At 60.6% G+C, this 25,430-nt stretch carries 21 protein-coding genes; 8 read left to right on the forward strand and 13 right to left on the reverse strand.

What is annotated here, in order from left to right:
- Nucleotides 1-10: 10 nt before the first annotated feature.
- The 9 genes from ABIE59_RS05695 to ABIE59_RS05735 form a co-directional block, all read right to left on the reverse strand.
- Nucleotides 11-694, reverse strand: a complete 684-nt coding sequence (locus ABIE59_RS05695) for a VIT1/CCC1 transporter family protein (protein WP_354445071.1) — start codon at nucleotides 692-694, stop codon at nucleotides 11-13.
- A gap of 61 nt (nucleotides 695-755) precedes the next feature.
- Nucleotides 756-2,504: an ArnT family glycosyltransferase gene (locus ABIE59_RS05700; RefSeq protein ID WP_354445073.1), complete on the reverse strand. Its 1,749-nt coding sequence runs from the start codon at nucleotides 2,502-2,504 to the stop codon at nucleotides 756-758.
- A 9-nt stretch (nucleotides 2,505-2,513) separates the two neighbouring features.
- A complete protein-coding gene (locus ABIE59_RS05705; protein WP_354445075.1) occupies nucleotides 2,514-3,182 on the reverse strand; it encodes a TVP38/TMEM64 family protein in 669 nt (222 codons plus the stop codon).
- A gap of 1 nt (nucleotide 3,183) precedes the next feature.
- Nucleotides 3,184-3,951, reverse strand: a complete 768-nt coding sequence (locus tag ABIE59_RS05710; RefSeq protein ID WP_354445077.1) for a glycosyltransferase family 2 protein — start codon at nucleotides 3,949-3,951, stop codon at nucleotides 3,184-3,186.
- Between the two features lie 84 nt (nucleotides 3,952-4,035).
- Nucleotides 4,036-5,448, reverse strand: coding sequence for an ATP-binding protein (locus tag ABIE59_RS05715; RefSeq protein WP_354445079.1), 1,413 nt, complete (start codon nucleotides 5,446-5,448; stop codon nucleotides 4,036-4,038).
- Nucleotides 5,445-6,128 carry a response regulator transcription factor gene (locus tag ABIE59_RS05720; protein ID WP_354445081.1) on the reverse strand — a complete coding sequence of 228 codons (684 nt, stop codon included), beginning with the start codon at nucleotides 6,126-6,128 and terminating at the stop codon, nucleotides 5,445-5,447. The genes ABIE59_RS05715 and ABIE59_RS05720 overlap by 4 nt, the downstream gene beginning before the upstream one ends.
- A gap of 25 nt (nucleotides 6,129-6,153) precedes the next feature.
- The gene (locus ABIE59_RS05725; protein WP_354445083.1) at nucleotides 6,154-7,701 is read right to left on the reverse strand and encodes an ArnT family glycosyltransferase; all 1,548 of its coding nucleotides are present in this window, start codon (nucleotides 7,699-7,701) and stop codon (nucleotides 6,154-6,156) included.
- Nucleotides 7,685-8,692 carry a glycosyltransferase family 2 protein gene (locus ABIE59_RS05730; protein WP_354445085.1) on the reverse strand — a complete coding sequence of 336 codons (1,008 nt, stop codon included), beginning with the start codon at nucleotides 8,690-8,692 and terminating at the stop codon, nucleotides 7,685-7,687. The genes ABIE59_RS05725 and ABIE59_RS05730 overlap by 17 nt, the downstream gene beginning before the upstream one ends.
- Nucleotides 8,664-9,071: a GtrA family protein gene (locus ABIE59_RS05735; protein WP_354445087.1), complete on the reverse strand. Its 408-nt coding sequence runs from the start codon at nucleotides 9,069-9,071 to the stop codon at nucleotides 8,664-8,666. Before ABIE59_RS05735 ends, ABIE59_RS05730 begins: the two co-directional genes overlap by 29 nt.
- Before the next feature lie 227 nt (nucleotides 9,072-9,298).
- Between ABIE59_RS05735 and ABIE59_RS05740 the strand changes: the two genes are divergently transcribed.
- The 8 genes from ABIE59_RS05740 to ABIE59_RS05775 all read left to right on the forward strand — a co-directional run bounded on the left by ABIE59_RS05740 (nucleotide 9,299) and on the right by ABIE59_RS05775 (nucleotide 18,591).
- Nucleotides 9,299-10,009, forward strand: coding sequence for a thermostable hemolysin (locus tag ABIE59_RS05740; RefSeq protein ID WP_354445089.1), 711 nt, complete (start codon nucleotides 9,299-9,301; stop codon nucleotides 10,007-10,009).
- The gene (locus ABIE59_RS05745; RefSeq protein WP_354445091.1) at nucleotides 9,993-12,185 is read left to right on the forward strand and encodes an AMP-binding protein; all 2,193 of its coding nucleotides are present in this window, start codon (nucleotides 9,993-9,995) and stop codon (nucleotides 12,183-12,185) included. Before ABIE59_RS05740 ends, ABIE59_RS05745 begins: the two co-directional genes overlap by 17 nt.
- Nucleotides 12,172-12,954, forward strand: a complete 783-nt coding sequence (locus tag ABIE59_RS05750) for an SDR family oxidoreductase (protein WP_354445093.1) — start codon at nucleotides 12,172-12,174, stop codon at nucleotides 12,952-12,954. Before ABIE59_RS05745 ends, ABIE59_RS05750 begins: the two co-directional genes overlap by 14 nt.
- A gap of 5 nt (nucleotides 12,955-12,959) precedes the next feature.
- Nucleotides 12,960-13,571, forward strand: a complete 612-nt coding sequence (locus tag ABIE59_RS05755) for a tetratricopeptide repeat protein (RefSeq protein ID WP_420195694.1) — start codon at nucleotides 12,960-12,962, stop codon at nucleotides 13,569-13,571.
- Between the two features lie 79 nt (nucleotides 13,572-13,650).
- Nucleotides 13,651-15,165, forward strand: coding sequence for a diguanylate cyclase (locus ABIE59_RS05760; RefSeq protein WP_354445097.1), 1,515 nt, complete (start codon nucleotides 13,651-13,653; stop codon nucleotides 15,163-15,165).
- 83 nt (nucleotides 15,166-15,248) lie between these two features.
- Nucleotides 15,249-16,115: an MBL fold metallo-hydrolase gene (locus tag ABIE59_RS05765; protein ID WP_354445099.1), complete on the forward strand. Its 867-nt coding sequence runs from the start codon at nucleotides 15,249-15,251 to the stop codon at nucleotides 16,113-16,115.
- Between the two features lie 7 nt (nucleotides 16,116-16,122).
- Nucleotides 16,123-17,844, forward strand: coding sequence for a SulP family inorganic anion transporter (locus ABIE59_RS05770; protein WP_354445101.1), 1,722 nt, complete (start codon nucleotides 16,123-16,125; stop codon nucleotides 17,842-17,844).
- Nucleotides 17,845-17,931: 87 nt separating this feature from the next.
- Nucleotides 17,932-18,591 carry an energy-coupling factor ABC transporter permease gene (locus ABIE59_RS05775; protein WP_354445103.1) on the forward strand — a complete coding sequence of 220 codons (660 nt, stop codon included), beginning with the start codon at nucleotides 17,932-17,934 and terminating at the stop codon, nucleotides 18,589-18,591.
- A gap of 8 nt (nucleotides 18,592-18,599) precedes the next feature.
- On the opposite strand, the gene ABIE59_RS05780 is transcribed toward ABIE59_RS05775, so the two are convergent.
- The 4 genes from ABIE59_RS05780 to ABIE59_RS05795 form a co-directional block, all read right to left on the reverse strand.
- Entirely contained in the window at nucleotides 18,600-20,729 is a 2,130-nt protein-coding gene (locus ABIE59_RS05780; RefSeq protein ID WP_354445105.1) for a sensor domain-containing protein, read from the reverse strand.
- 253 nt (nucleotides 20,730-20,982) lie between these two features.
- Nucleotides 20,983-21,516, reverse strand: coding sequence for a response regulator transcription factor (locus ABIE59_RS05785; RefSeq protein WP_354445107.1), 534 nt, complete (start codon nucleotides 21,514-21,516; stop codon nucleotides 20,983-20,985).
- Nucleotides 21,513-22,784: a sensor histidine kinase gene (locus tag ABIE59_RS05790; RefSeq protein WP_354445109.1), complete on the reverse strand. Its 1,272-nt coding sequence runs from the start codon at nucleotides 22,782-22,784 to the stop codon at nucleotides 21,513-21,515. Before ABIE59_RS05790 ends, ABIE59_RS05785 begins: the two co-directional genes overlap by 4 nt.
- A 63-nt stretch (nucleotides 22,785-22,847) precedes the next feature.
- Nucleotides 22,848-25,424, reverse strand: a complete 2,577-nt coding sequence (locus tag ABIE59_RS05795; RefSeq protein WP_354445111.1) for a PEP/pyruvate-binding domain-containing protein — start codon at nucleotides 25,422-25,424, stop codon at nucleotides 22,848-22,850.
- Nucleotides 25,425-25,430: the final 6 nt, after the last annotated feature.

Raw genomic sequence — 25,430 nt, forward strand, 5'->3', positions numbered from 1 at the left:
GACGCCGGTTTTAGCCGGCAACCACCCCAAAGAGCGCACCAATGCCCGCGGTCAGGGCCATGGCGAGGGCGCCCCAGAAGGTAACCCTGATGGTCCCGCGCATCAGGCCAGCGCCACCGGCCCTGGCGGACAGAGCACCAAGACCGGCCAGAAAGACCAGGGAACTGACCGACACCGCGCCCAGAACCAGGCTGACCGGAACCAGCACCAGTACCAGCAGGGGCAAGGCTGCACCAATGGCAAAGGTGCCCGCGGAGGCCAACGCCGCCTGCACGGGCCTGGCCGCCAGGGCATCAGAAATCCCCAGCTCATCCCGGGCATGGGCGGTCAGGGCATCGTGCGCGGTTAGCTCGGTGGCCACTTGCCGCGCCAGTTCCCAGCTCAGGCCCCTGGCGCGGTAAATTCCAGCCAGTTCGGCCAGCTCCGATTCCGGGTCTGTCTCGAGCTCTTGCCGTTCCCTTTTAAGGTCGGCCCGCTCGGTGTCCGCCTGTGAACTGACCGACACATACTCGCCGGCCGCCATGGACATGGCGCCAGCCACCAGCCCGGCCACGCCGGCCACCAGAATGGCTTCCTTGCTGGCCCCGCTGGCCGCCACCCCCAGTACCAGACTGGCGGTGGAGACAATGCCATCGTTGGCACCCAGTACGGCGGCTCTGAGCCATCCGGTGCGGTGAACGCGGTGATTTTCCATTAACGATTTTCCGGCTTGGTGATGGTTTTATGCAACTTAGCACACCGGGAGCTGATTGGGTTCATTCCATCCAGGTTCCCGGCTGTGGAGTGGTAAATCGCAAGACGGAGTTTGGTGCCTCGCAGTCTGGCTTCATGTGCTGGTCGCTCAGCAACAGGTAATGGTCCCGGTGTGCGGTGCCGATGTCTGCGGCGCCGTCGGTGTTGAAACAGGAAAGGGTGTGTCGGTCCGCCACAATCAGGTAGCTGTTTAGCGTCTCCTTCATCCACAGCCAGGCATTGCGGTCTTCCTGCTCCAGTGAGCTGAAGAAGCTGAAATGCGTGAAATCCCGCTTCGAGAACAGGATGAACTGCTCACGAAAGTCGATCATGCCAATTTGCCCTCCGGCGGGCACGATTTGCTCCGCGGCAGACATAACATTCCGGGGCGTGCGCAGGGGCTCCAGTATCCGGTAACCCCAGGTGGAGAACAGCAGCCAGCTCAGCATCAGGGCGATGAACCACCGCCCCAGCGCATGAGAGCGCCAGAGCGCCGCCAGGCTTGCCAGCCAAACCAGGCCCAGAGTGAACATGAGGGAGCCGGCCTCATGCCATTGCGACGGGTCCCGGGTGTAGTCGGCCAGCTTGTGCACCAGGCGAGGATTGTCACTCCAGGCCAGTGCGCCAATGGCAACTAGGGTGATCCCAAGCAGCAGGTGCAAGCCAGTCATGGCGGGCCCGAACCAGCGGGCCGGGCGCTGCCCACTCAGGGCTGGTGCCAGGCTTAGGGCCAGGGCCGGTAACGCCGGCAGCACATACACCCCGCGCTTGCCCGGGCTCAGGCTGAAAAATGCCACCACCAGCACTACCCAGGCCAGCAGCACAACAACCTCCGGCTGGCGCCTGAGGACTTCACGAACGGGTTGCAGCAGCGCCAGCAGTAACAGCGGCAAAGGGAACCAGAGCGAGGGAATCACGCTGGTGAGATAGTAATACCAGGGCTGGATGTGGCCCCAGGAGTCTGCGTAGCGTTCGCCGGTCTGTTTGAACAGAATGTTGTTGCGATAAGCCAGGGCTTCGTCAGTCCCCAGATGATTGACGGCCAGCACCATGGGCACCAGCCAGGCCGCCACCACCGCGAGCATGGCCAGTGGCCCCAGGGCGCAGCGCCAGGTGAGAGTGCCCTGAAACCGCGAAGGATCCCGGAATTTGAGGGCCAGAATTGGAATGAACATCAGGGCGGGCAGAAAGCCGACGCCTTTGGTGATAATGCCCAACCCCATGAAGGCCCAGGCCACAAAATACCAGCGCCAGGACGGCGCGACGAAAAAGTGCCTTATCAGCCCGTAACAGGCCACCATGACCCAGCAGGCGACCATGGCATCAATCTGGGCCCTTTGGGCCTGAATCAGGAACTGAGGTGCCAACATCAGTAGCAGGGCGGCGATGGCGCCGGTGCGTTGATTCCACAGGCGGGTGCCCAGATCGAACACCAGCCCCAGGGTCAGCAGGCTGCACAGGGCGTTGGGTAAAAGAAAAGCGATCTTGAGATTGCCGGTCAGCCAGTAGAAGCAGGCGATGGCCCACATGAAGACCGGCGGCTTGTCCGGGTAAAGCTCTCCGCCTCTCATTGGAAGCAGCCACTGCCCGGAGTCCACCATCTCCCGCGCCACTTCCGCAAAGCGCGGTTCGTCGGCGGGCCAGGGTGATCGCAATCCCATTCCGGACAGAATCAATAGGGCCGCAAAGCCGAGCAACAGTAAAAACAGACGGTGTCGCGGCAGGTTGAACAGGGTTTCTGGTAATTGGCGTAAGAACGTGGTCGCAGGCATGGACAGAACTCAGGATGGATCCGACACAGGTTCGGCCAGGGTCTGGTTGCGCTGGCTGTGATAGAGGAAGGCGCCGATGGCTGAGGCCAGCGCAAACAACACGATACTGACCACGATCTGGGTGGCATCGGTCTGACCAATGCCCGCACCGGCAAGGGCAAAGATGGCCGTTTGTGGCAGGTAACCGAGAAGGCTGCCGCCGATAAAAGGCACGAATCGAATGCCGGAGCAGCCGGCGATGAGGTTGGTGGCCAGGTTGCTGCCAACCGGTAATAACCGGACCATAAGCACTTTAAGCCAGGTCTGCTCACGGAATAGTGCGTCAAACCGGTCCAGTCTCTTGCCGAAATGCCGCAAAAGGGTTGCCCGCAACAGGCTGCGGGAGACCCAGAAGCAGCCCGCGGCTCCAACTGCGGTTGCCAGCGTCGAAATGATGGTTCCCTGCAGACCCCCCAGGGCAAAACCCAGAACCAGCGCCAACAGCTGCCGGGGCGCGCCAATGCCGGTATACAAGGCACCCGCCAGGGTAACGATCATCAGCCCTTCGGGGCCATGGCTATTCAGGTAGTCGGACACGCGTGCCTGGTCTGTCAGAAAGCTGAACCAGCCGTCGTGCATGGCGAGGTAGCCAACCAGTACCAGGGCAACGAATGACAGCCAACGAATGCCTTTTGCCATCTCAGGCCTGTTCCGTTGTCTTGTTACCGGTGTGGAGATCGGCGGTGGTGAGGATTCTCGGCACACGGGTGCGGTGGACCAGCCACATAACACCAATCATATCGACAATGCCGACCCAGGCTCGATTCCAGGCGGTGTATTTGGAGATCCCTGCCGTCCGGGGGCGGTGATTGACTTCAACTACGGCAATCTCACCTCCAAGGCCCTTGATCAATGCAGGGATAAAGCGGTGGGCATGGTCAAACCAGGGCAGTTTCAGGAAGGTGGACTTGGGAAACAGTTTCAGACCACAGCCGGTATCGGGCACCCCGTCGTGCAGGAACGCACTGCGGATGCGATTGGCGAGCCGGGATTGAAAACGCTTCCAGGCTGTATCCTTGCGGTTCTTCCGATAGCCCGCAATACAGAAGTCCCGGGAGCGCAGGCTGTAGGCTTTTTGCAGAAGCGCGGGTATGTCGGCTGGGTCATTCTGGCCATCGCCATCCATGGTCACAATCAGTTGACCGGTGGCGCGCCGAACCCCTGTCGCCAGGGCTCCGCTCTGGCCAATACTTTGCTCGTGCCGGACAGCAACAAGTCTGCCTCCTACCGCGTCGGCCGCTCGCCGGGCGGTTGCCAGGGTTTGGTCATTGCTGCCGTCATCCACGAGCACGACTTCAAAACCGGGGTAGTCCCTCATAATACCGAAAGTTTCGGTCAGCAGGTTTGCGATGTTGCCCTGCTCGTCTCTGGCCGGTATCACCAGTGACAAAGTCTGCCCTTGCGCCATTGAGTCCATCTCCCACCAGTTTAGCTGTCACCATCGCTGACGATGGTCAGTGGGGTAGTATCCGCAGGTAAGCTTAAATAAACCTTAAGACGGGACTCTGGATCGTGAATAACGAGCGGGCAGCCAGACGTGCACGCACAGGCCCGGTTCGCCGTCGTCTCGTCCTGACAGATGCAGGTGTCCACCATGGAGTTCGGCAATGCGCCGGGCAATGGCCAGGCCCAGCCCTGCACCTCCGCCTTTTCGCTGGTCCAGCCGCACAAAACGGCTCAGGGCCCGTTCCCGCTCGGCTGCGGGAATGCCTGGACCCTGATCACAGACTGAAATGGCATAACCGTCGCCCGAGGGCGCCAGGTGGGTTGTGATCACCGTGTGTTCGGGGCTGTACTGAATGGCATTGGCCAGTAGCGAACGCATCAGGGTGTTGATCAGGGCGCTGTGGCAGCTGATCAGCGATTGGCTGGCGTCGTCCTCAAGCACCGGTTCGATGTTCTTCCTGAGAGCCAGGGGGGCGACGTCGGCAATGCTTTGCTCCAGTATGGCAGAAAGGTTGTGGTATTCCGGCGCGAAATCCGTGCCCGCGTCTACCCGGTTGAGCAACAACATCTGTTCCACCAGGTGCACCATCCGGTCAACCGATTGAATCAGGTCTGCGTATTGCGCTGGATTGTCCTCATACACTTTCTCCAGGTTCAGGCGCAGCGCCGCCAGGGGGGTACGTAACTCGTGGGCGGCGTCGGCCGAGAACCTGCGTTCACGGTCCAGGGCCTGGTTCAGCCGTTTCAGCAGGCCGTTGACCGCGTGCACCAGCCCCGCTACTTCTTTCGGGGCCTGGCGGTCGTCCAGCGGGTGAATGTTCTCCGGTGCCATGTTTCGAACCGGCTTCTCCAGCTTCCTCAGGGGGCGGAAGCTCACCTGGATAGAGGCCAGCACCGCCAGCGCAAGAAGCGGAAGCGCTAACAGGAAGGGCAGTACATTGCCCAGGGCGATCTCCTGGCTGAGTTCGTCCCGAACGTCCTCCCGCTGAGCGGTACGAATCCAGAACCCGGTGTCCGGATCCTGGAGGGTGAAGGTTCGCCACTGGAAGCCGGCCGCCTCCTGCCAGGCAAATCCCGGTTCCAGACCCCGGGCATTGTTGGCCCGGAGCGTATCCAGCACCGGTTGCTGGTCCGGCGTCCAGACTTCAAAAGCGATTTTCCGTTCATATTTGTGGCCAGAGCCGTCCGGCAGTATCTCATCTTCCTCTTCGTCACCTTCAAACACGGCGTCCGGTAACTCGAGGGTTCTGGACAGGGTAACAGCCAGCTGCTCGATGGATTGTGTGCTCGACAGGTGCTCTACCAGGCCTTGCACAATCCGGGTGCTTTGGGCCAGCTCAGCGTCGAACAGTTCCTCCAGTTGATGATCACTCACGTAGAAGCCCCAGCCGGCCGCAATCAGGGTAATCAGAAACACGGTGCTGGTGATCAGCAGGATCAGCTTGCGGGTCAGGCTCATGCGTCGTCGCCCTCTGCGGCGGCCTTGCTGTCCAGCAGGTAGCCAACCCCGCGGACGGTACGAATCGTGTGTTTGCCTACCCGTCGGCGCAGGTGATGCACGTGAACCTCCAGGGCATTGCTCTCGGCACCCTGGTCCCAGCCATAGAGCTGCTCTTCCAGTCGTCGCCGCGTCGCCACCTGGTCCGGGTGACGCATCAGGTAATGCAGGATCTGCAGTTCGCTGCGGGGCAGAACCGAGGTTTCCATGCCGACCTGCAGCTTGCCCGAATCCGGATCCAGTGCCAGCCGGCCAACACTCAGCCCTGTGGCCCGGGTGCCGGAGCCCCGGCGGGTCACGGCCCGGATACGGGCCTTGAGTTCGGCCATGGCAAAGGGTTTGGTCAGGTAGTCGTCTGCCCCGGCATCCAGCCCCTGAAGTTTCTCGGTCAGGTCGCTACGGGCCGTCAGTATGATGATGGGCACATCAACCCCCTGCTCACGGACCCGGCGGACAATGTCCAGGCCATCGATGCGGGGCAGGGTCAGGTCAAGAATGGCCAGGTCAAAACTCTCGTTCAGCAAGGCGTTAAGGGCCTGTTGGCCATCATCCACCCAGTCAACAGTGTTGTGACCGTCACGGAGCATGCTCAACATGGTGTTGGCCAGGGGGTGGTCGTCCTCGGTCAGAAGTATGCGCATTTGGCAGTTGGTATCCGGTCGTGTTTCAACTCAAAGGTTGCTCGTGCTGTTCAGTGTAATTGAAAGCTGGCGATTTGCCGTCGGAACGGGCCCGCAGTGCGGCATTAATATGTTCGGGTTTGAGGAAGAACAGAAAGTACCGGCGGTTCTGGTCGACCGGGTCGGCTACCTGCTCCAATTGGCCAAGCAAGTCATGCTGGCCCTTAGCCACGGCCACAGCCACAGGCCGGGGCAGAGTGCCGCTCGCAAGCTGGCGGCTGAGGGTGTCCACGTCAATGCCATCGACCCGGCCATCGCTGTAAAACCGCGCGGAAAACGGAGGTTCGCCAGTGTACACAAGCCGGGTCAAGGGGCTCCCGGTAAGTTGGGTTGCGGCCGTTACCAGCTCCCGTTCGGTTTTCAGTTGCTCCGGATGCAGGCTCACCCAGCCGCCGCCCAGGGTGCCCAGTACGGGGATGAGCAGGGTGGCCGCCACGGCGGTGCGTGTAATGCGCCGGCCGGTGTCCGGTGTCAGTAATCCGGAGGCGAGCGCTGCTACAAAGGGTAGTCCCGGCAGTACATAGGTCCAGAGTATGTTGCCTGCCAGGGTAAAGAACAGGGCCGGTGCCAGCGCAGCCAGTAAGACCAGAGTGCTGGCGTGCTGTTCGCCGCCGTGCCAATGCTGCAGTTTGGCGGCTCCGCGCCAGTGGTTGCGCAGAAGGCCGGCCAGCGCCGCAACCCCCCAGGGCATGCTGGCAAGTACCAGGTAGAGCCAGATAGAGCCCCGGGGGAAATCGTGGGCGCTGCCGTACAGATCACCCTGCCAGCCGCTGACCACAAAGCGCTTGATGTGCTCGCCGATAATGAAGTAATCCAGGAAACCGGGGGTCTTCAGTTCCGCCAGAACATACCAGGGGGCCGAAATCAGCAGGGTCAGGGCCAGGCCGCGAACCCAGGGCAGGCTGTGCCAGAGGGTCTGCCAGCGGTTGAAGGCGAGTGCCCAGAGGAACACCGGCAAACCGGTCAACACCAGGATCAGCGGGCCCTTGGCCAGCAGGCCAACAGCCAGGCCGATGAAGAACAGCCAGCGCCAGGCCGGCGGGCCACCCTGCAGGCGAATGACCAGGCTCACCAGAGTAAGGCTGGTGCCCAAGGCCAGGAACGAATCGGTCATCACCGTCCCGGCGCTCAGAAAGCCCAGTGCGGTGGTGGCGTAGATCAGCGCCGCCCAGAGCCCGGAGGTCCTGGCGTCGTTGCCGAGCGGGTCGGGATGCAGGTAGCGCCGCAGACTGTACACCAGCCAGACGATGCCGACATTGGCCAGCCACGAGGGCAGGCGGCCGGCGAACTCGCTGACACCGAACAGCTTGAACGACAGTGCCTGGGTCCAGAATGACAGCGGCGGCTTGCCCCAGAAAGGCACGCCATAATCAAACCACGGGGTTATCCAGTCACCCGTTTCCGCCATGATTCGCGCCATCTCCGCGTAGCGGGGTTCTGTGGTGTCTGCGAACGGCAACAGGGCAGACAAGCCGAGCCGGGCGGCAAGCACCGACACCAGCAGCCAGAGCAATGTGTTACTGGTTCTGGTCATGGCCGGCCACTCTCAGCAGGGGTTGTGCGTAAGGCGTGGTTGCCTGGCTGTCTTCCGCCACGATAAAGACCGGGCGTTGCTTGGTTTCCATATAGATGCGCCCGATGTATTCCCCCAGCAAGCCGACACACAGCAGCTGGACGCCGGACAGGAAGGTGATCATGGTGATCAGGGAGGCGTAGCCCGGTGTCGAAACGCCGAAGGCCAGCGCCCGGATGACCTCCCAAAGCCCCACAACACCTCCGGCGCCGGCGGCCAGTAAACCCAACACCAGGGCCAGTCGCAGTGGCCGGGTGGAGAAGGAAGTAATGCCCTCCATGGCCAGGTGAATGAGTTTCAGGTAATTCCACTTGGTGGTGCCTGCGATTCTGGGGTCGCGATCGAATTCCAGGGTTACGGTGGGCATGCCGACCCAGGCAAACATACCCTTGAGGTAGCGGTTGCGTTCCGGGAGCCGGTTCAGTGCCTCGACCGTGCGCCGGCTCATCAGCCGGAAATCGCCGGTATCCACCGGGATTGGCGAATCGCTGATGCGATTGATCAGGCGGTAGAACAGGCTTGCCGTGGTTCGCTTCAGCCAGCTTTCGCCGGCCCGGGACCGGCGTTTCATCAGCACCACATCCGCCCCTTTTCGCCATTCGGCAATCATGTCGTGAATCAGTTCGGGGGGATCCTGAAGGTCCGCATCCATAAGCACCACGGCCTCGCCGCGGGCGTGCTCCAGGCCGGCCGAGACCGCTGCCTCTTTTCCGAAGTTACGGGATAGCTGCAACACGCGGATTTCCGGCTGCCGCTGCCTGGCCGCCATCAGAATCGCGACCGAGTCGTCACGGCTACCATCGTCGATAAACAGCAGCTCGAAGCTGCCGTCGAGCTGCTGCCCGGTGGTCCAGAGACGGGCCAGCAGAGTGGGCAGTACCTCGGCTTCGTTATGCACCGGAATGACGATGCTCAGCATCGGCTTAGGGGAGCTTGAGCGTTGGTTTTTCATGGAAAACAAACCTCTTGGCAAAGAAGAAATTGGCCAGTGTGGCCGTTGCTGTGGCAAAGAACTGCGCAGCCAGGATCTTGAAACCGGCCAGGCTGAGAACAGAGAAACACAGAAGGTTAAGGCCCCAGCCTAGGTTGGCTGCGGCCAGATACCGTGGCAGGGCGACCCGGTGTGGCAGGCCAGAGGCGAATGCGTATTGGTGCTGGGCCAGGTAGTTGAATGCGAGTCCGGCCGTGGCGCCGGCAGCCGTTGAGAACGCCGGTGCAAGGCCCGCCTGAACCAGCAGCCACATGATCAGCCAGTGCAGCAGTGTGGCGATTCCGCCGGCCACAAGAAAACGGGGCAGCCTGCGTTGAAACCATTGATGGGCATTGAGCATGTGCACGTACGTCTGTGTCGGGTGTTGTCGGGATAGCCCCGAGGTTGCCCGCAATCTACGCGCTCATTCTTAAGCGAGCCTTAACCGGCAGGCGGCAGAAACCTTAAGGCGCCCTTAAGGTTTCTGCCGGGCTCGCTTAAGACTCATTTAAGGCAGCGCTCCTAATCTGTCAGCTGTGAACAAGTGCCCCCGAGGGGGCAGACAGAGCAAGCGAAGAGAGGGCTGCCATGACTGATGCGTTAATGATGTCGACCTGTTGTCCCCCGGACTCCGGGGAGTTGGTTCCGGCTACCCGCTGTGCTGGCCGCTGGTTTTGTGAAATCCGGCCGGACACCGCGATGGCGCAGACGGTAGCCGACTTCATCCGGCGGCGCTTTCAGCATGCTTACGGTGCCGAGCCATCTCTGCGCATCCCTCGCCTGCTGGCTTTGACAACGGCGCAGGGCACCTTGCTGGCGGCCGTGGGTGTCCGTGATGCCAGCCAGGAAAAACTGTTCCTGGAAGATTACCTGGTGCAACCGGTGGAGGCGCTGATGCCGGCACCCGGCACCCGGCGCGACCGGATCGCGGAAATTGCCCATCTGGCGGGGGTCGAAGCGGGGGTCAGCCGGTACCTGTTTGCCTCGTTGTCGGTCTGGCTTGATGGTGCCGGCTATGACTGGGTGGTGTGCACGGGCACGGATCAGCTGCGGAACAGCTTTCATCGGCTGGGCATCGCCACGCAGGTGCTGGCCGATGCCGACCCTGCACGCCTGCCCGACGGCGGCGCGGGTTGGGGTAGATACTACGACCACCATCCGGTGGTGATGGCTGTCCGCGTGTCCGATGGCTTGTCGGCGCTGCGGGAGGCGGGCTTGCTCAAGCTGGTGCAGCGCGTTACCAGTCCCGTAACAACGGGCCAGACCGATGCGGGGGATAGCTATGGTTGCCTTGCCTGAACGCTTGCATGAACGGGTGCAACGGCATCCGGAACGGGTGGCCCTGCGTGGTGAGGATACCGAGCTTAACTATCAACAGCTCTGGCAGTCGGCGGTGGCCGTTGCCGGCCAGTTTCGGGATCTTGGCCTCACCCGTATCGGGTTGTGTGGCGACAATACGCCGGCCTGGGTGGTGGCGGATCTCGCCTGCCTGATTGCGGGCGTGGTGTGTGTGCCGGTACCGGTGTTCTTCTCAAGCAGCCAGGCTGATCACCTGATCCAGCGCGCCGGCCTGGATGCACTGGTGTTCAGCGTTGAAGCGAGACCGGCTGAGCCAATTGGGCACGGTCTCTGGCTTCGCCATCTGCCGGTGTCGTCTGCACCGGCGTGGATGCCGGAGCAGACCGCCAAGATTACCTTTACCTCCGGCAGCACCGGCACGCCGAAAGGTGTGTGCCTGTCGGCCGCGCAGATGGCCGCTACCACTGATGCGTTGCAGCAGCGGCTGGATGGCGTGGAACTGCAACAACACCTGTGTATTCTGCCGCTCGCAACCCTGCTGGAGAACGTTGCCGGGGTTTACCTGCCCTTGTTGATGGGCGCAACGTTGACCATTGCGCCTTTGCAAACCCTGGGCATGACCGGAAGCAGCGGGCTGGATGTGTCCAGGCTGGCGGCCGGGCTGAACCGGCACCAGCCCCATTCGGTGATCCTGGTGCCGGAACTGGCCATGGCACTGGTTGCTGCGGCCGAGCAGGGGTTGCTAACCACGGATTCGTTTCGTTTTCTGGCCGTTGGTGGCGGCCGGGTATCACCCGACCTGCTCGCCCGGGGCCGGGCCATGGGATTGCCCCTGTATGAAGGCTATGGCTTGTCTGAGTGTGGTTCGGTGGTGGCGTTGAATGTGCCGGGTGCCGAGCGCGAGGGCGCCGTGGGCCAGCCGCTGGGCCACGTGCAGGTGCGCGTGGACAGTGAGCATCGGATTCTGGTGCGGGGCAACACCCATCTCGGTTACCTGGGCGACGAACCCGAAGCCGAAGGCTGGCTGGACACCGGTGATCTGGGCGCCCTGGACGCCGAGGGCTTTCTTGCCGTCAACGGCCGGGCCAAGAACCTGATGATTACCAGTTTCGGGCGCAATATCAGCCCGGAGTGGCTGGAAAGTGAGCTGGTGCAGGCCGTGGGCGCTGCCCAGGCGGTGGTGTTTGGCGACGGCGAGCCACAGCCCAGTGCCCTGTTGGTGATTCGGGATGGCCGGAGCCCGGACGCGGTGCGTGAGGCTCTGGTGAGGCTTAATGCCGGGTTACCCGACTATGCCCGCCTGCAGGCCGTGTACCTGCGCCGGCACCCCTTTAGCCAGGCCGAAGGCCATATCACCACCAACGGCCGACCGGTGCGGCACCAGATACAGGCAGACCTGCCCATGCTCATGGCCGAAGCCTTTCCCTTGTTTATGAACCTATCAGTGCCTGCGGGCACTTCTACCCGACAGACAACGCCAGGAGACCCCAATATGGCATTTTTTGACCGACTGCAATCTGAAACCGAACAGGCCCGCGCCCATGTCACCAGTGCTCCGGTGATTCAGGCGATCCGCGAGGGCCGCTTTGATATTGAAGGCTACACCTGGTTCCTGACCCAGGCCTACCACCACGTCAAGCACACGGTACCGCTGATGATGTCCTGTGGCGGACGGCTGCCGGAGCGCCTGGAATTTGTACGCAAGGCACTGGTGGAGTACATCGAGGAGGAGTACGGCCACCACGAGTGGATCCTGAATGACCTGGACGCCTGTGGTGAAGACAAGGAGGCCATCCGCCATGGCCAGCCGGATACCTCCATCGAGCTGATGGTGGCCTACCTGTACGACCGTATCCAGCGTGGCAACCCGGCGGCGTTTTTCGGGATGGTGCTGGTGCTGGAAGGGACGTCGATCGAGCTGGCCACTCCCCTGGGCGAAGCTATCCAGAAGCAGTTGGGGCTGCCTGACCAGGCCTTCAGTTATCTGTACTCCCACGGTGCCCTGGATCAGGACCACTTCGAATTCTTCCGTAAACTGATGAACGACATCACCGATCCGGATGACCAACGAGCGATCATCGAGGCGGCGCGCATGGTGTATCGCCTGTATGGCGACATGCTGCACAGCATTCCGCTGTCGACCGGTGGCAAGGAGCAACGTCATGAGGCTGCATGACCGTACCTTCCTGCTGCTGGGCGGAACGGGTGGCATTGGCCAGGCTCTGATCGGGCCGCTGGTAGAATGCGGTGCCCGGGTAATCGTTGGGACCCGGCACCCGGACCGGCTGGAAAAGCGTGCGGGCGTTTCACCGGTGCACCTGGAGCTCGCCAGCCCTGAACTGGATCAACAACTGCAACAATTGAGCGAAGTGTATCCGGATATTGACGGAGTGATTCACTGCGCGGGCCAGAACCGGTTTGCTGCCCTGGAAGCCATGGCGGTTAGCGACCTGGATGCGCAGCTCATGGTCAACCTGCGTTCCGCCATGCTGGTGGCTCGGCATTTTGCGCCTCGTTTCAGGAAAACCGGCCTGGGTGCGCTGGTGTTTGTAGGGTCCACCTTCGGCAGTATCGGTTTTCCCGGTTACACCGCTTATTGCGCCAGCAAGTTCGGCTTGCGTGGTTTTAGCGAAGCCCTGCGCCGGGAACTGGCAGACACCCCGGTGCAGGTGGTTTATGTGGCACCGAGGGCGACCGCCACGGCGATGAACCCGGCGGCGGTAAACGAGCTGAATCGTGCCCTGGGCAATGCCATGGACGCGCCGGAAGCTGTCGCGGCCCAGATTCTTCAGGCTATGGAAAAAGATGAGCGCCGGCGTTTTCTGGGCTGGCCGGAAAAGCTGTTCGTGTTGATCAACGGCATCCTGCCGAAGATCGTGGATAAAGCCATGCTCAAGCAACTGCCGGTAATCCGGCGCTTTCTGGACTCGGGAGCAGTGTCATGAAGTGGATGGTTATGGTGTTGGCCGGTGTGCTGGCCATGCCCGTATGGGCCCAGGATGTGCAGACCGAACTGTCGCAGATCCAGCAACGCTGGGCGGAGATCCAGTACCAGATGCCGGATAAGGAAAAAGAAAAAGCATTCGAAACGCTGGCGGAGGAAGCCGATGCCTTTGTCAGTCGCTATCCGGACCGGGCCGAGCCACTGATCTGGCAGGGTATTGTGCTCAGTACCTGGGCTGGCGCAAAGGGCGGGTTAGGGGCTCTCAGGCTGGTGAAAGATGCCCGTGCGTCTTTGGAGGCGGCTCTTGAAATCGATCCGGTCGCCCTGGAGGGCTCAGCCTATACCTCCCTTGGCAGCCTGTACTATCAGGTGCCCGGATGGCCGCTGGGTTTTGGCGACGATGACAAGGCGCGGAAGTATCTGCAAAAGTCGCTCGCTATTAACCCCGACGGCATCGATGCTAATTATTTTTTCGGCGATTTCCTGCTGGATCAGGGTGAGCCCGAGCGCGCCCGTGTCTACCTCGAGAAGGTACTGGCGGCAAGGGGTAGGCCTGGCCGTGAGGTGGCTGACGAAGGCCGGCGGGCAGAAGCAAGGGCCCGCCTGAAGAATCTGTGATTGCAGCTCGCTGCGCCGGTCGGGCTGAACTACACTCTTCAGGAGGCAAGAGTGGCAATGCTGGGGAGAAGGGCCGTTCATGGCGAGCAAAGACGGGGCAGGCCGGCCGGAAAGCATGCCTGCCCATTTCTTCCGGAAGTTGGCGTCAGGGGTCCCCGGCGTCCTGTTTACCTATTGGCTGAGCCCGGATGGGCAGTCCCACCGTTATCCTTATGTCAGCGACCAGGTTAGAGACCTGTTTGGTGTTGAACCGGCAAGACTTAATGAGGATGCCGGAGCGGTATTCTCCGTGATTCACCCGGACGACTCGACCGGCGTGGTGGAAAGCATCGTGTATTCGGCCCAGACGTTGGAGCCCTGGCGCTACCGGGCTCGCCTGAGGATGCTTGACGGCTGCTATCAATGGTTTGAAGCCCACTCGGTACCTGAACGTCAGCCCGATGGCAGTACGCTTTGGTATGGCCAGTTTCACAACATACAGCACTACAAGGATTTGGAGCAGACCCTGCGGGACAGTGAGGCGGAGTTCCAGTTCCAGGCAGGCTTCCAGAAGCTGATCGCCCGGTTGTCCGGGGAGTTTATCCAGCTTGGATTTGGCTCGATCGACGAGTGCATAGACGAGTTACTCCGGGCTATTGGAGACTTCTTTGGCATTGACCGGGCTTACGTCTACCGGTTTTCGCAAGATCACCTGACAATGACCAACACCCACGAGTGGTGCGCGCCGGGCGTGGTGTCCCTGATGCCGGATCAGCAAAACGTGCCGATTGAGGACTTCCAGTGGTGGCAGGCGAAGATCAACTCGATGAAAAGCCAGAATCAGGTAGTTTTCATTGAAGATGTCCGTCGGTTACCGCCCGAAGCCAGCAATGAGCGTGCCCTGCTGGAAGCTCAGGGCGTCAGCTCCATGTTCTGTGTGCCCATCTGGATACGTGGCCAGGTCATGGGCTTTTTTGGTGTTGATTCGTTGTCGCAACGGCCCTGGCGGGAGGACATGGCAGATCTTCTGATCATCGTCTCCGGCCTGCTGTCCGGCGCTCTTGAGCGCAACCGGCTGGAGGAAGACCTGCTGAACCAGTCGATCCGGGACCCTCTCACCGGCCTTCATAACCGCCGCTACCTCATGCCGAGACTCGATGAAGTGCTGGCAACCTGCAGTCGCCATGGTGAACAGTTTTGCCTGGCGATGTTCGACATCGATCACTTCAAGCGGATTAACGACAATCTGGGGCACCAGGCCGGGGACCAGGTGTTGGTGCGATTTGCCGAGCTGCTACTGGCAAATACGCGAAATACCGATGTGGTGTCCCGGTATGGTGGCGAGGAATTTCTCGTGGTGTTCACAGAAATGGCGGATTCGAATGTTGAACCTCTGGTGGGGCGAATCATGCAGGCCGTCAGGGCCGAGCAGTTTGTGATCGGTGGCGAGACTTTCGGGATCACTGTAAGTGCCGGCTCTGCATGTGTGGCGGAGCTTACAGAGGAACCTGTCAGCCCCCATGCCTTGATTGGCCTCGCAGATCAGCGCCTTTACCAGGCCAAGCAGGGTGGCCGGAACTGCCTCGTCGATGCATCGGGATTATCACGCATATAATAAAACAGCATTTCACCTCATATATCGTTTTAGTATATCCTTATATCTAGAGTGAGTGTCGTCAGATCTCAGAGGTGAAATTCATGACACAGCCCATTGTTCAGCATTTCTTCGACGAACCCACCAATACCTTCAGTTACGTGGTGCGTGACCCTGACAGCCAGGCCTGCGCCATTCTCGACTCGGTACTGGATTTTGATTATGCCTCTGGCTGCACAGACGTGCGTTCGGCGGACGAGATTATTCAGTATGTTCGGGACAATAACCTGACCGTCGAGTGGATCATGGAAACCCACGTGCATGCGGACCACCTGTCGGCAGCGCCTTACCTGCACGAAAAGCTTGGTGGAAGGACCGGTATCGGCGCGAAAATCGTCGATGTCCAGGAAATCTTTGGCAAAGTGTTCAATGCAGGTGCCGAGTTCGCCCGGGATGGCAGCCAGTTTGGCCGGCTGTTCGAAGAGGGTGACACCTTCACCATCGGCAACCTGGTGGGCCGGGTTCTGCACACCCCGGGCCACACCCCCGCCTGCCTGACCTATGTGATTGGCGATGCCGCCTTTGTTGGCGACACCCTGTTCATGCCCGACTACGGTACCGCTCGCTGTGACTTTCCCGGTGGCGATGCTCGCACCCTTTACCGCTCCATTCAGAAAGTACTGTCGTTGCCGGCCGAGACCCGGATTTTCCTTTGCCACGATTACAAGGCGCCGGGGCGTGATGAATACCATTACCTGACCACGGTCGCGGAACAGCGCGAGGCGAATGTGCATGTGCACGAGGGTATCTCTGAGGAGGAATTTGTGAAAATGCGCACCGAGCGGGATGCCACCCTGGAGATGCCGAAGCTGATTCTGCCCTCGGTGCAGGTAAATATGCGTGCGGGCCACATGCCGCCGGCCGAGGATAACGGGCAGGTGTACCTGAAAGTTCCGGTCAACCGGTTCTGAGTCGGGTATGAACCTCAAACACTATCTGCCCATTTTACAGTGGGCGCCAAAATACAGCCGTGATCAGGCGACCAGTGATCTGGTCGCGGCGGTGATCGTCACCGTCATGCTGATTCCCCAGTCGCTGGCCTATGCGCTGCTGGCGGGTCTACCGGCGCAGGTTGGACTGTATGCCAGTATTCTGCCGCTGGTGTTGTATGCGGTGTTCGGCACAAGCCGCACCCTGTCGGTGGGTCCGGTGGCGGTGGTTTCGTTGATGACGGCAGCGGCCCTGGCGCCGCTGGCAGACATGGGAACCCCGGAGTACCTTGCCGGTGCGGTACTGATGGCGGTGATGTCTGGTCTGATGCTGACGGTGATGGGCGTCCTGCGGCTGGGTTTCCTTGCGAACTTCCTGAGCCATCCGGTCATTTCAGGCTTCATCTCAGCTTCGGGCATCGTGATCGCGGCCAGTCAGCTCAAACATGTGTTCGGTATTCAGGCGTCCGGCCATAACCTGCTGGATATCGGCGGCTCTTTGCTGGCCTCCCTGCCGCAAACCAATGTGCCCACCTTGCTGGTGGGGGGCGGTGCCCTGGCGTTTCTGCTGTGGTCCCGCCAATATCTGAAACCTTTGATGATTCGGCTTGGCCTCGCCAACAAAACTGCCGATATCTTTACCAAAATGGCTCCGATCCTGGCGGTGGTGGTCACGGCGCTAGTTGCCTGGTGGCTGAATCTGGACGAGAAAGGTGTGCGCCTGGTGGGGGATGTGCCGGCCGGATTGCCGTCATTTACCATGCCATCTCTGGATATGGCCATCTGGTCCCAATTGGCCGTCAGTGCGCTGCTGATCAGCGTGGTGGGTTTTGTGGAGTCGGTGTCTGTGGGCCAGACCCTGGCCGCGAAACGGCGCCAGCGTATCGACCCGGACCAGGAGCTGATCGGCCTGGGCACGGCTAATCTGGGCTCGGGGCTCTCCGGTGGTATGCCGGTGACCGGTGGCTTCTCCCGTTCGGTGGTGAACTTTGATGCCGGCGCAGAGACGCCTGCAGCGGGTGCTTACACGGCAGTCGGCATTGCCCTGGCCACGTTGTTTCTGACCCCGGCCATCGCCTGGCTGCCCCAGGCGACCCTGGCGGCGACGATCATTGTGGCGGTCGCCACGCTGATTGACCTGCCGGCATTGGGCCGGACCTTCCGCTACTCCCGTACCGATTTCGGAGCCATGCTGGCCACTATTCTGCTGACCCTTGGCCACAGCGTCGAGGCAGGTATTATTGCCGGTGTGGGCCTGTCGATCGGCCTGTTTCTGTATCGCACCAGCCGGCCACACAGCGCCGTTGTGGGTCGGGTCCCGGGCACCGAACACTTCCGGAACGTCCTGCGCCACGATGTGGAACTGTGCCCGAAAGTGACCTTTTTGCGGGTGGATGAAAGTCTGTACTTTGCCAACGCCCGTTTCCTGGAGGAGCGAGTGATGGATCTGGTCACCCGGGAACCGGAGCTGACTGATCTGGTGCTGGTCTGCCCCGCAGTGAATCTGGTGGACGCATCAGCCCTGGAGAGCCTGGAAACCATCAATGAGCGGCTGACCGATGCCGGGGTGCGTTTGCACCTGTCGGAAGTGAAAGGACCGGTCATGGACCGGCTGAAGGGTACCGAACTTATCCAGCATCTCGGGGGTAACGTTTATCTGAGTACCTATGAGGCCTGGCAGTCCCTGACCGGGAGGACCGCCCTGGAGTGATCCGGGTCATGTGATCCCATTGACCGGCCGGGGGGTATCAGTAAACACTGCCCCGCGCATCCGATGGCTTGCTAACCGGTGACTTTGATGGGAATGACCGAAAATCTGCTTTCGACCAGCCAGTGGCTGCTGACCGCGGTGGTCTTTGTACTGGTGTTGCTGGCAGCCCTGCGCTCGGTAGATTGGCAGGCACTGCGCAAAGATAGCGTTACCCAGCATACGCTGTTCGGTGCGGCGGTGGCGCTCGGGTTTCTCTGGCAGCTGCGGGCGGGTATCTCGCCCGGGCTGGCTATTCATATCTTTGGTATTACTGTGATCACCCTTATGCTTGGCTGGGCACTGGCCGTTATCAGCGGCCTGTTAGCCCTGGTGATCACCGTCATCACCGGCCGTGAGCCTCTTCTGATGTTTGCCGCCAATGGCCTGGTTACGGTGATGGTGCCCGCTCTGGTTTCCCACGCCATCATGCTGTGGGAGCGGCGCCGGGATTTCCGCAATTTCTTTGCCTACATCTTCTTTTGCGGTTTTTTTGGCGCCGGGCTGTCGGTGGCCGCCGCCGGTGTTCTGATGTGTCTGATGCTGTGGTCCAGCGGCGTCTATAGCTTCGAGACTCTGGTGCACGAATACCTGCGTTACCTGCCCCTGTTCATGATTCCGGAGGGTTTTGTGAACGGCGTGTTTGTGACCGGCCTGATGGTGTTTCACCCGGACAGGTTAAGCACGCTGGACCAGCGCCGTTACCGTTAACCCGTGGATCAGCCGCCGGCGACTCCGGCGGACAGGACGTCCTGATGCATCAGGTCTTTGTGGCGCTTGGTCTGGTTGCGCCATTGTTCCAGCCAAGGCAGCACCTTGGTTGCCGGCATAGGACGCGCGATGCCATAGCCCTGAATCAGATTGCAGCCCATATCCTTTAGTGCCCTCGCATGCTCCATAGTTTCCACGCCCTCGGCCAGAACCGGATGGTCGAAGCGTTGCGCGATGAAAATCACGCTTTCCACAATCGCGCGGTCATTGGCGTCAGTGAGCATGTTTCGGACAAAGCTCTGGTCGATCTTGATCACGTCCACTGGCAAGGTGCGCAGGTAGGTCAGTGACGAAAAGCCGGTGCCGAAGTCGTCCAATGCCACCTGCAGCCCCAGCGACTGGCAACGGGCCAGCACGTTGCTGGCCCGTTTGGTGTCTTCCAGCGCGGTCGACTCCAGCACTTCGAGTGTAATCTGCTCCGGGCGGACATCCGGGTGGCTGTGCAGGTAGCTTTCCAGGTAATCGGCGAAGCTGCGGTCCATCAGGTGGGGGGCACTGATGTTGATGCTGACCGCGAGAGATTCGTCGGCTTCGTGCCACAGGTTCATCTGATGGATGGCTTCCTTGAGTACCCACTGGCCCAAGGGAATTTCCAGGTGGCTGTTGGCGACCGCAGGCAGAAACTGCCCGGGGGCAATCAGGCCTTTTTCTGGATGATTCCAGCGGATTAATGCTTCGAATCCGATCACCTGGCCGTCTGCCATGCGTAACTGGGGCTGGAAGTAGAGTTCAAACTCTTCATTCTCCAGCGCATGGGAAATCTGCATCAGCTGATGGCGTCGCTGCCGACGATGGGCGTCCAGACCCGGGTCAAAGATGTGGAACTGGTTCCGGCCTTTTTCCTTGGCGGCATACATGGCCTGGTCGGCATGGCGAATCAGGCCCTCGGCGTCGGTGTGGTCTTCGGGATAGAGCGTCACGCCCAGGCTGGAGGTAATCTGAAGGTCGTTACTGTCAGCCTGAAGTGGCTCGTTGACGGCTGCCAGAATGCGGGAATAGACCGAGTCAGAGTTGTCGCTCTGCAGCAGTAACACAAATTCGTCACCACCGATGCGGGCCACGGTGTCGCCGCTGCGCAGAGTGCTGGTCAGTCGTTCAGCAATGGTTTTGAGCGCCTGGTCGCCAATGTCGTGACCGAACTCGTCGTTGATGGTTTTGAAACCGTCGAGGTCCAGATAGCAGATGGCCAGAGAATGTTTCTGGCGATCAGCATGGGCCTTGGCAGAGCGCAGACGCTCTTCCAGTAACTGGCGGTTAGGCAGGCCGGTCAGGTCGTCATAGTTGGCTGCCCGATCCAGCTCTTTGGCATGATTTTTCAGTGCGGTGATGTCGGAGAAGGCGGCCACATGAAAATAACGGCCAGGCTCCTCGAGATGCACCCGGCTGATCGACAGCAGTTCAATGTATTCCTCACCATTCTTTCGCCGGTTCCAGATTTCGCCCCGCCAGTGATCCGTCTTCTCAATCGATGTCCACATGGACTGATAGTATTCTTGGGAGTGGCGACCGGAGCTGAGGATGGACGGATTCAACCCAAGCACTTCCGGCCGGCTATAGCCGGTGATCCGGGAGAACGCCGGGTTCACATCGATGATGCGATTGAAATGATCGGTGATCACGATGGCTTCATGGCTGCGATCAAACACGCTGGCGGCAATGCGCAGGCCGCGCTCACTGTTCTTGCGATCGGAGATATTGGTCTGGATGACCACGAAGCCGGGCTTAACACCCTCGCTCTCGCCCACGGGCATGCAATAGGTGTGCACCCAGTAGGGGCTGCCATCGGCGGTGTAATTGAGAATGTCTTCTTCGAACACTTCACCCCTGTGCAGCTGTTGGCGGATGCGCCGGACAGTTTCAGGGTCAGTATCCTGGCCGTGCAGGACGTCGCCAGGGTGTTTGCCGGTCACGGCGTCAAGGGTGAAACCGGTATGCTGTTCGAAAGCGGTGTTCACCCATTCTATGCAGCCAGCCGCATCCAGTATCAGCACCATGTTACGAGTGGCGGTGGCAACAAGGGCCAGGCGCTCGGCATCGATTCCGGTGGGAGTTGGGCAAGGTACAGGTGCTTTCGACATGTGTCGGATAATCCGGCTATCGGTGGTTAAAGGCTTTCTCTTCTCCCTGTGAGACAACACGCTGAGTTTATCGCCTGCTGATTATTTGTACGTCCGTAAAAGCCGTCAGATTGATCACATCCGTTTATTGCAATCTCACAGCGGCGCACGATGCTACCGTATCTGGCCTGTAAAGACATTCGACCAAAGCGGTGCCCGATTGATTGATGTCAAATAAAAGCAAGGTTTGAATGGTAACGAGAGGGGCGCGTCATCATTGTCGCCAGCGGGAATGTTTCTGAAGTTTGCGTTGCAGGGTGCGCCTGTGCATATTCAGGGATCGTGCGGTTGCGGAAATGTTGCCATCGTTGGCATTCAGCACCCGCTGTATGTGTTCCCATTCCATCTCTTCCACAGACGGCGGTTCCGGCCTCAGCTCCGGTGGTGCGTCCAGCGGCTCAAAACCATTCATCAACTGGTTCACGGTAACCGGCTTGCACAGGTAGTTGGCGGCGCCGCGGCGCATGGCTTCCACCGCCGTGGCAATACTGCCGTAACCGGTCAGCACCAGGATATCCAGTTCGGAGTTGTGTTCCAGCAACTCCGGCAGCAACTGCAGGCCACTTTCGCCGGCCAGGTTCAGATCCAGCACACAGCGGTTTATCGCCCGGGTACGGATAGCCTCCAGAGCACTGTCAGCATCGCTGGCGCAGAGTGTTTCAATGCCCTGGCGAGACAGCGAGCGGGCCAGCACCTGGAGAAACGCCTGGTCATCGTCGATCAGCAGCCAGGGTTCCTGTGGTGTCATGGTGGTGTCTCCTCGCCTTGGGGCCGGGCAACCGGTAAATCGATCACCATGGTGGTGCCTGTTTCGCTGGTCCTGGCCCGAAGATTGCCGCCGAGCCGCTGGATTGTGGCGTTTGAAAGGAACAGCCCGACTCCCAGGCCGTGACGGGAATCGACGATCTCCTCACCCGGCGTACCTTGAAGGGCAGTTTCCAGGCCGTCCCCCTGGTCCTCGACAATCACCTCCACCTGACCGGATTCCGACAGCTGGCTTCTGACGGCGACCCAGGACGGGCTGGCTGTCAGGGCGTTTGCCAGCAGGTTGAGCACCGCCTGGTCCAGAGTGGCATCCACGGCTACCGAGACGTCGGGGTGGGTGCCCGGCCATTGAACCGGCCCTGACGGCCACAACAAGGTGGCCGATTCCCGTAGCCTGGCGAGCCAGTTCTTGACCGTCAGCACTTCCAGTTGCGCATTGCGGGCTTCAATTGCCGCCTTGGTCAGTTGTTGCAGATGTTGACCGCACAGGTTCAACTGCTGCCCCATCAGGTCGAGATCTTCAGTCAGTGCTATGGAGGCCTGGCCTTCGGTGTGGGAACGGATTTCGTCCAGTAACAGGGTCATGGTGTTCAGCGGGGTACCTAACCGGTGGGCAACGGCGGCCGCCGACAGGCCGAGGGCGATGATTTGTTCATCTCGCAGGCGGTTTTCCCGAAACTGCGAGAGCTGGGTTTGCTGCAGGCGAAGTCTGCGGGCAAGGGTGCCAACCACCAGTAGCAGAATGGCGGCGGTCAGGGCAAAAGTCACCCACATACCCACCAGGTGCAATTGGGCCAGGTCGGCCGAGTGGTGATCGTGCATGACCGGGGTGTGCCAGAGCACCAGCGCCGTGTACACCGCAACGCCGAAGATGGTAAGAACAATGCTCTGGCGGCTGGGGACAAGAATGATTGCGACGGCAATGGGCAACAAAAGCAACGACACCAAGGGGTTGGTGTAGCCGCCGGTGAAGTACAGCCAAAGGCCGATCACGAACAGATCTGTGGCCAGTGTCAGGCTCACCGGTAAGAATGCTTCGGGGGGCTTACGACTGAACCACAGCCAGGCCAAAGTGGCCAGAACGCCATAGAGCAGGCTGAGGATCAGGGCTTCGGCTCGATGGGCGAGTGTTACGGTGGTTTCAGCAACAGCAATCGCGACCAGTTGCGTAGCGATAACGGCCAGCCGCATACCCAGAAGATAACGGGCGGCCTGGCGAAAACCGGTTTGAGAGTGTGTGAGCCATTCCATAGGCGGCATTCTAGCAGCATGCCATCGGCCATGGTGGTGAAAACGACGTTGGTTTGAGGCGGGTCAATCGGTGAAATAACAGACCAGTTGCTGGCGCACCACATCACCGGTCAGTTGCAGGTGTTGCGCCTGCAGATCATGCACCTGAACAGCCCGGTTGACGGCAGATTCGGCGCTGCTGGACATCGGCGGCGTAGGCAGGCGCTCAGGGTAATACCGGCATTGCTGGCTGTCTGGGAATAGCGCGGCGTAGGCGATGCCGGTTTCCACCAGGTCCTGGAAAAAGTGCGAGCCGTAGGACAGGTCTGGCACCATCTCGCCAGCCTTTTCTGAGACCTCGACCAGGGCGGCGACCCCGGCAATGTCAGCAAAGCGAACCGGAACGCCAAGATCCGGGCTGCTGGTGCCCCAGCGGCCCGGGCCGATCAGCAGGGTGGGAGCACAAGACGCACGGACAGCTTCGCCGACACGGCGTGCAACGTCGAAACGCTGGCTGGTGGACAGCCCTGCGTAAACCGATGCGTCCACCCGGATTACCCGTTCGATGGCCAGGTTGATGTTGCCGCCCATGAAGTGGCCCCGGGTTCTGAACAGCAAGTTGCCCTCTGGCAGGTTGTCGGGTATCGCTACCGGCCCGGTCTCTCCGATCGTCGCCAGCGGGCGGCATTGCACCAGGTTGAAGGCGGGGTTGCCCTGCTGGTCCAGATGCAGGGTGAATTCCACATCCACCGGGTGCCGGTAGCCCGCCTCCAGAGTTTGCAGCAGATGCGACAACCGGCTGATAAACGCAGTGCGCCGCACCAATGGGCGGAAGGTCAGCCGCCACACCGGGCCCTGCAAGCCAATCTGTTCGGCCCGGTTGGTGGCGGCCCGGTCCACCTCGGCCAGATGAGCCATAGGGAGATCATTGGTGGTTTCCAGCAACTGGCTCAGGGGCCGGGTATCGAGTGTTCCCTCCTGAAGGTCGAGCAAATCCACCAGGTGCTGGGAATAACGGTAGGTTTCGTCCTGGTTGCGAAACGGCTGGCGCATGGGGTGGTCCAGTGCCATAACACAGGCATGGTCGCCTTCAATGCGGTCGACCGCACGGGTGCCCAGGCCCATCACCAGTCTTACCATGCCGGCTTCCGGGTCCATGTTGCTGTCCCAGGCAAAGGTGTTGCGGGATACGCCCACGCCGGCGGCATCCGGCAGATAATAGCGGCCGTGAAAACGACCGTTCACCCGCTGAATCAGCAGCGCCATGGGCTCTTCCCGCTGGTCCAGGCCCCGTTGTTTCCGGTACACCAGGGCATCTTCGCTCATAGAAGAGGCATACACCTGGCGGATAGCGTCTTCCAGTGCCGCCAGCCGTTGTTCCGGTGCCCCCTGGTTAACCAGGAACACGCTTTCGTATTTGCCGGCAAAGGCGTTGCCAAAACCGTCTTCCTGCAGGCTTGAGGAGCGCACCAGGATGGGGTACTGGCCGTAATGGTCCAGAAGTCGCTCCAGCTCCGCCTGTATCTCGTCTGGAAACTCGCCGGCCAGAATGGCGGCTCTGAGCGCGGGCGCTTCACTCAGGTAGCCCGCCCCGGAGCGTTGTCGCATGATCGCCGGCCAGAGCCCGTTATGGACCAGAAAAGCGTAATAGGCATCAGTGCCGAGATAACTGGAGTCATGGGGTTCCAGCTGGCTCTGCCACTGTTCAGCGGCGTCTTTCAGCAGAATATTACGGGCAATCAGCATGCCGGTGGCCTTGCCGCCAATGTAGCCGCTGCCGACCAGGCGGCTGCGAATGCCCAGCAAATCTTCCAGTGACAGGTAACGCCGTGCCAGCTCCAGTATCCGGGAATCGCGGCTGATCATTACCTGCAGCACCTGCTCCTGTAGCTCTTCTATGCAGGCATTATCGTGCTCAGACAATGCCCGGCTGGCTTCCTGAAACAGCCTGTCCCAGTAGTCCAACAGGGGCTGGCGGTGCAGGTGTTCAAGTTCCAGGCTGGCCTGCAGGCGGGTGGCATCGCTGCTGTCGGTGATGGGCTGGAACTGGCCTCGATGCTCCCGGTGCGGCAGGAACATGGTGGGTGATTGCCGGCGCCAGGCCTTGATCGGATGAATCTGCACGTCATTGCCGTGGCGATGCACGTCAATCATCACCTGCGTGGTCTGGCGAATCCGGTCGAGGGTGCGCCGGGAGTGTCGCTCCGGGTGCAGGGCAAACCAGGCCACGGTGTCCAGTTCAAACAGAAACGGACACACCACCCGGAAGAAATTACCGACCATGGCATCGGTTGCCCAGGCGTTGAGCAGATCGCTCAGGCTGTCGCAGACATAGAAGGCGCCACGGCCATGCTGTTCGATCAGGTGCCAAACCCGGCTGGTAAAGCTTTCAAAGCCACCGAGGGCGTCGATGGTGATGGTTCGAACCGACGGGTGGTCCTGGATAATCGGGGCATGGTCGCCAAAGCGGAGGTAGATTATCTGCCGACCGGCGTCAGAAGCGGCGTCTACGAAGGGAAGAACAAATCGGCGATAGTCGTTCAGGTCGGACACCCGCCAGACCACGTTATCGCCGATTCGAAGGCCATCCAGAACCTCATCCAAACCGCTCAGACCGGTGGAAACCCGGTCATCAGGCTGGAGAGGTTCGTTGCTGCTCATGGCCGG

It is taken from the genome of Marinobacter sp. MBR-99, assembly GCF_040547575.1.
Taxonomy (GTDB): Bacteria; Pseudomonadota; Gammaproteobacteria; order Pseudomonadales; family Oleiphilaceae; genus Marinobacter.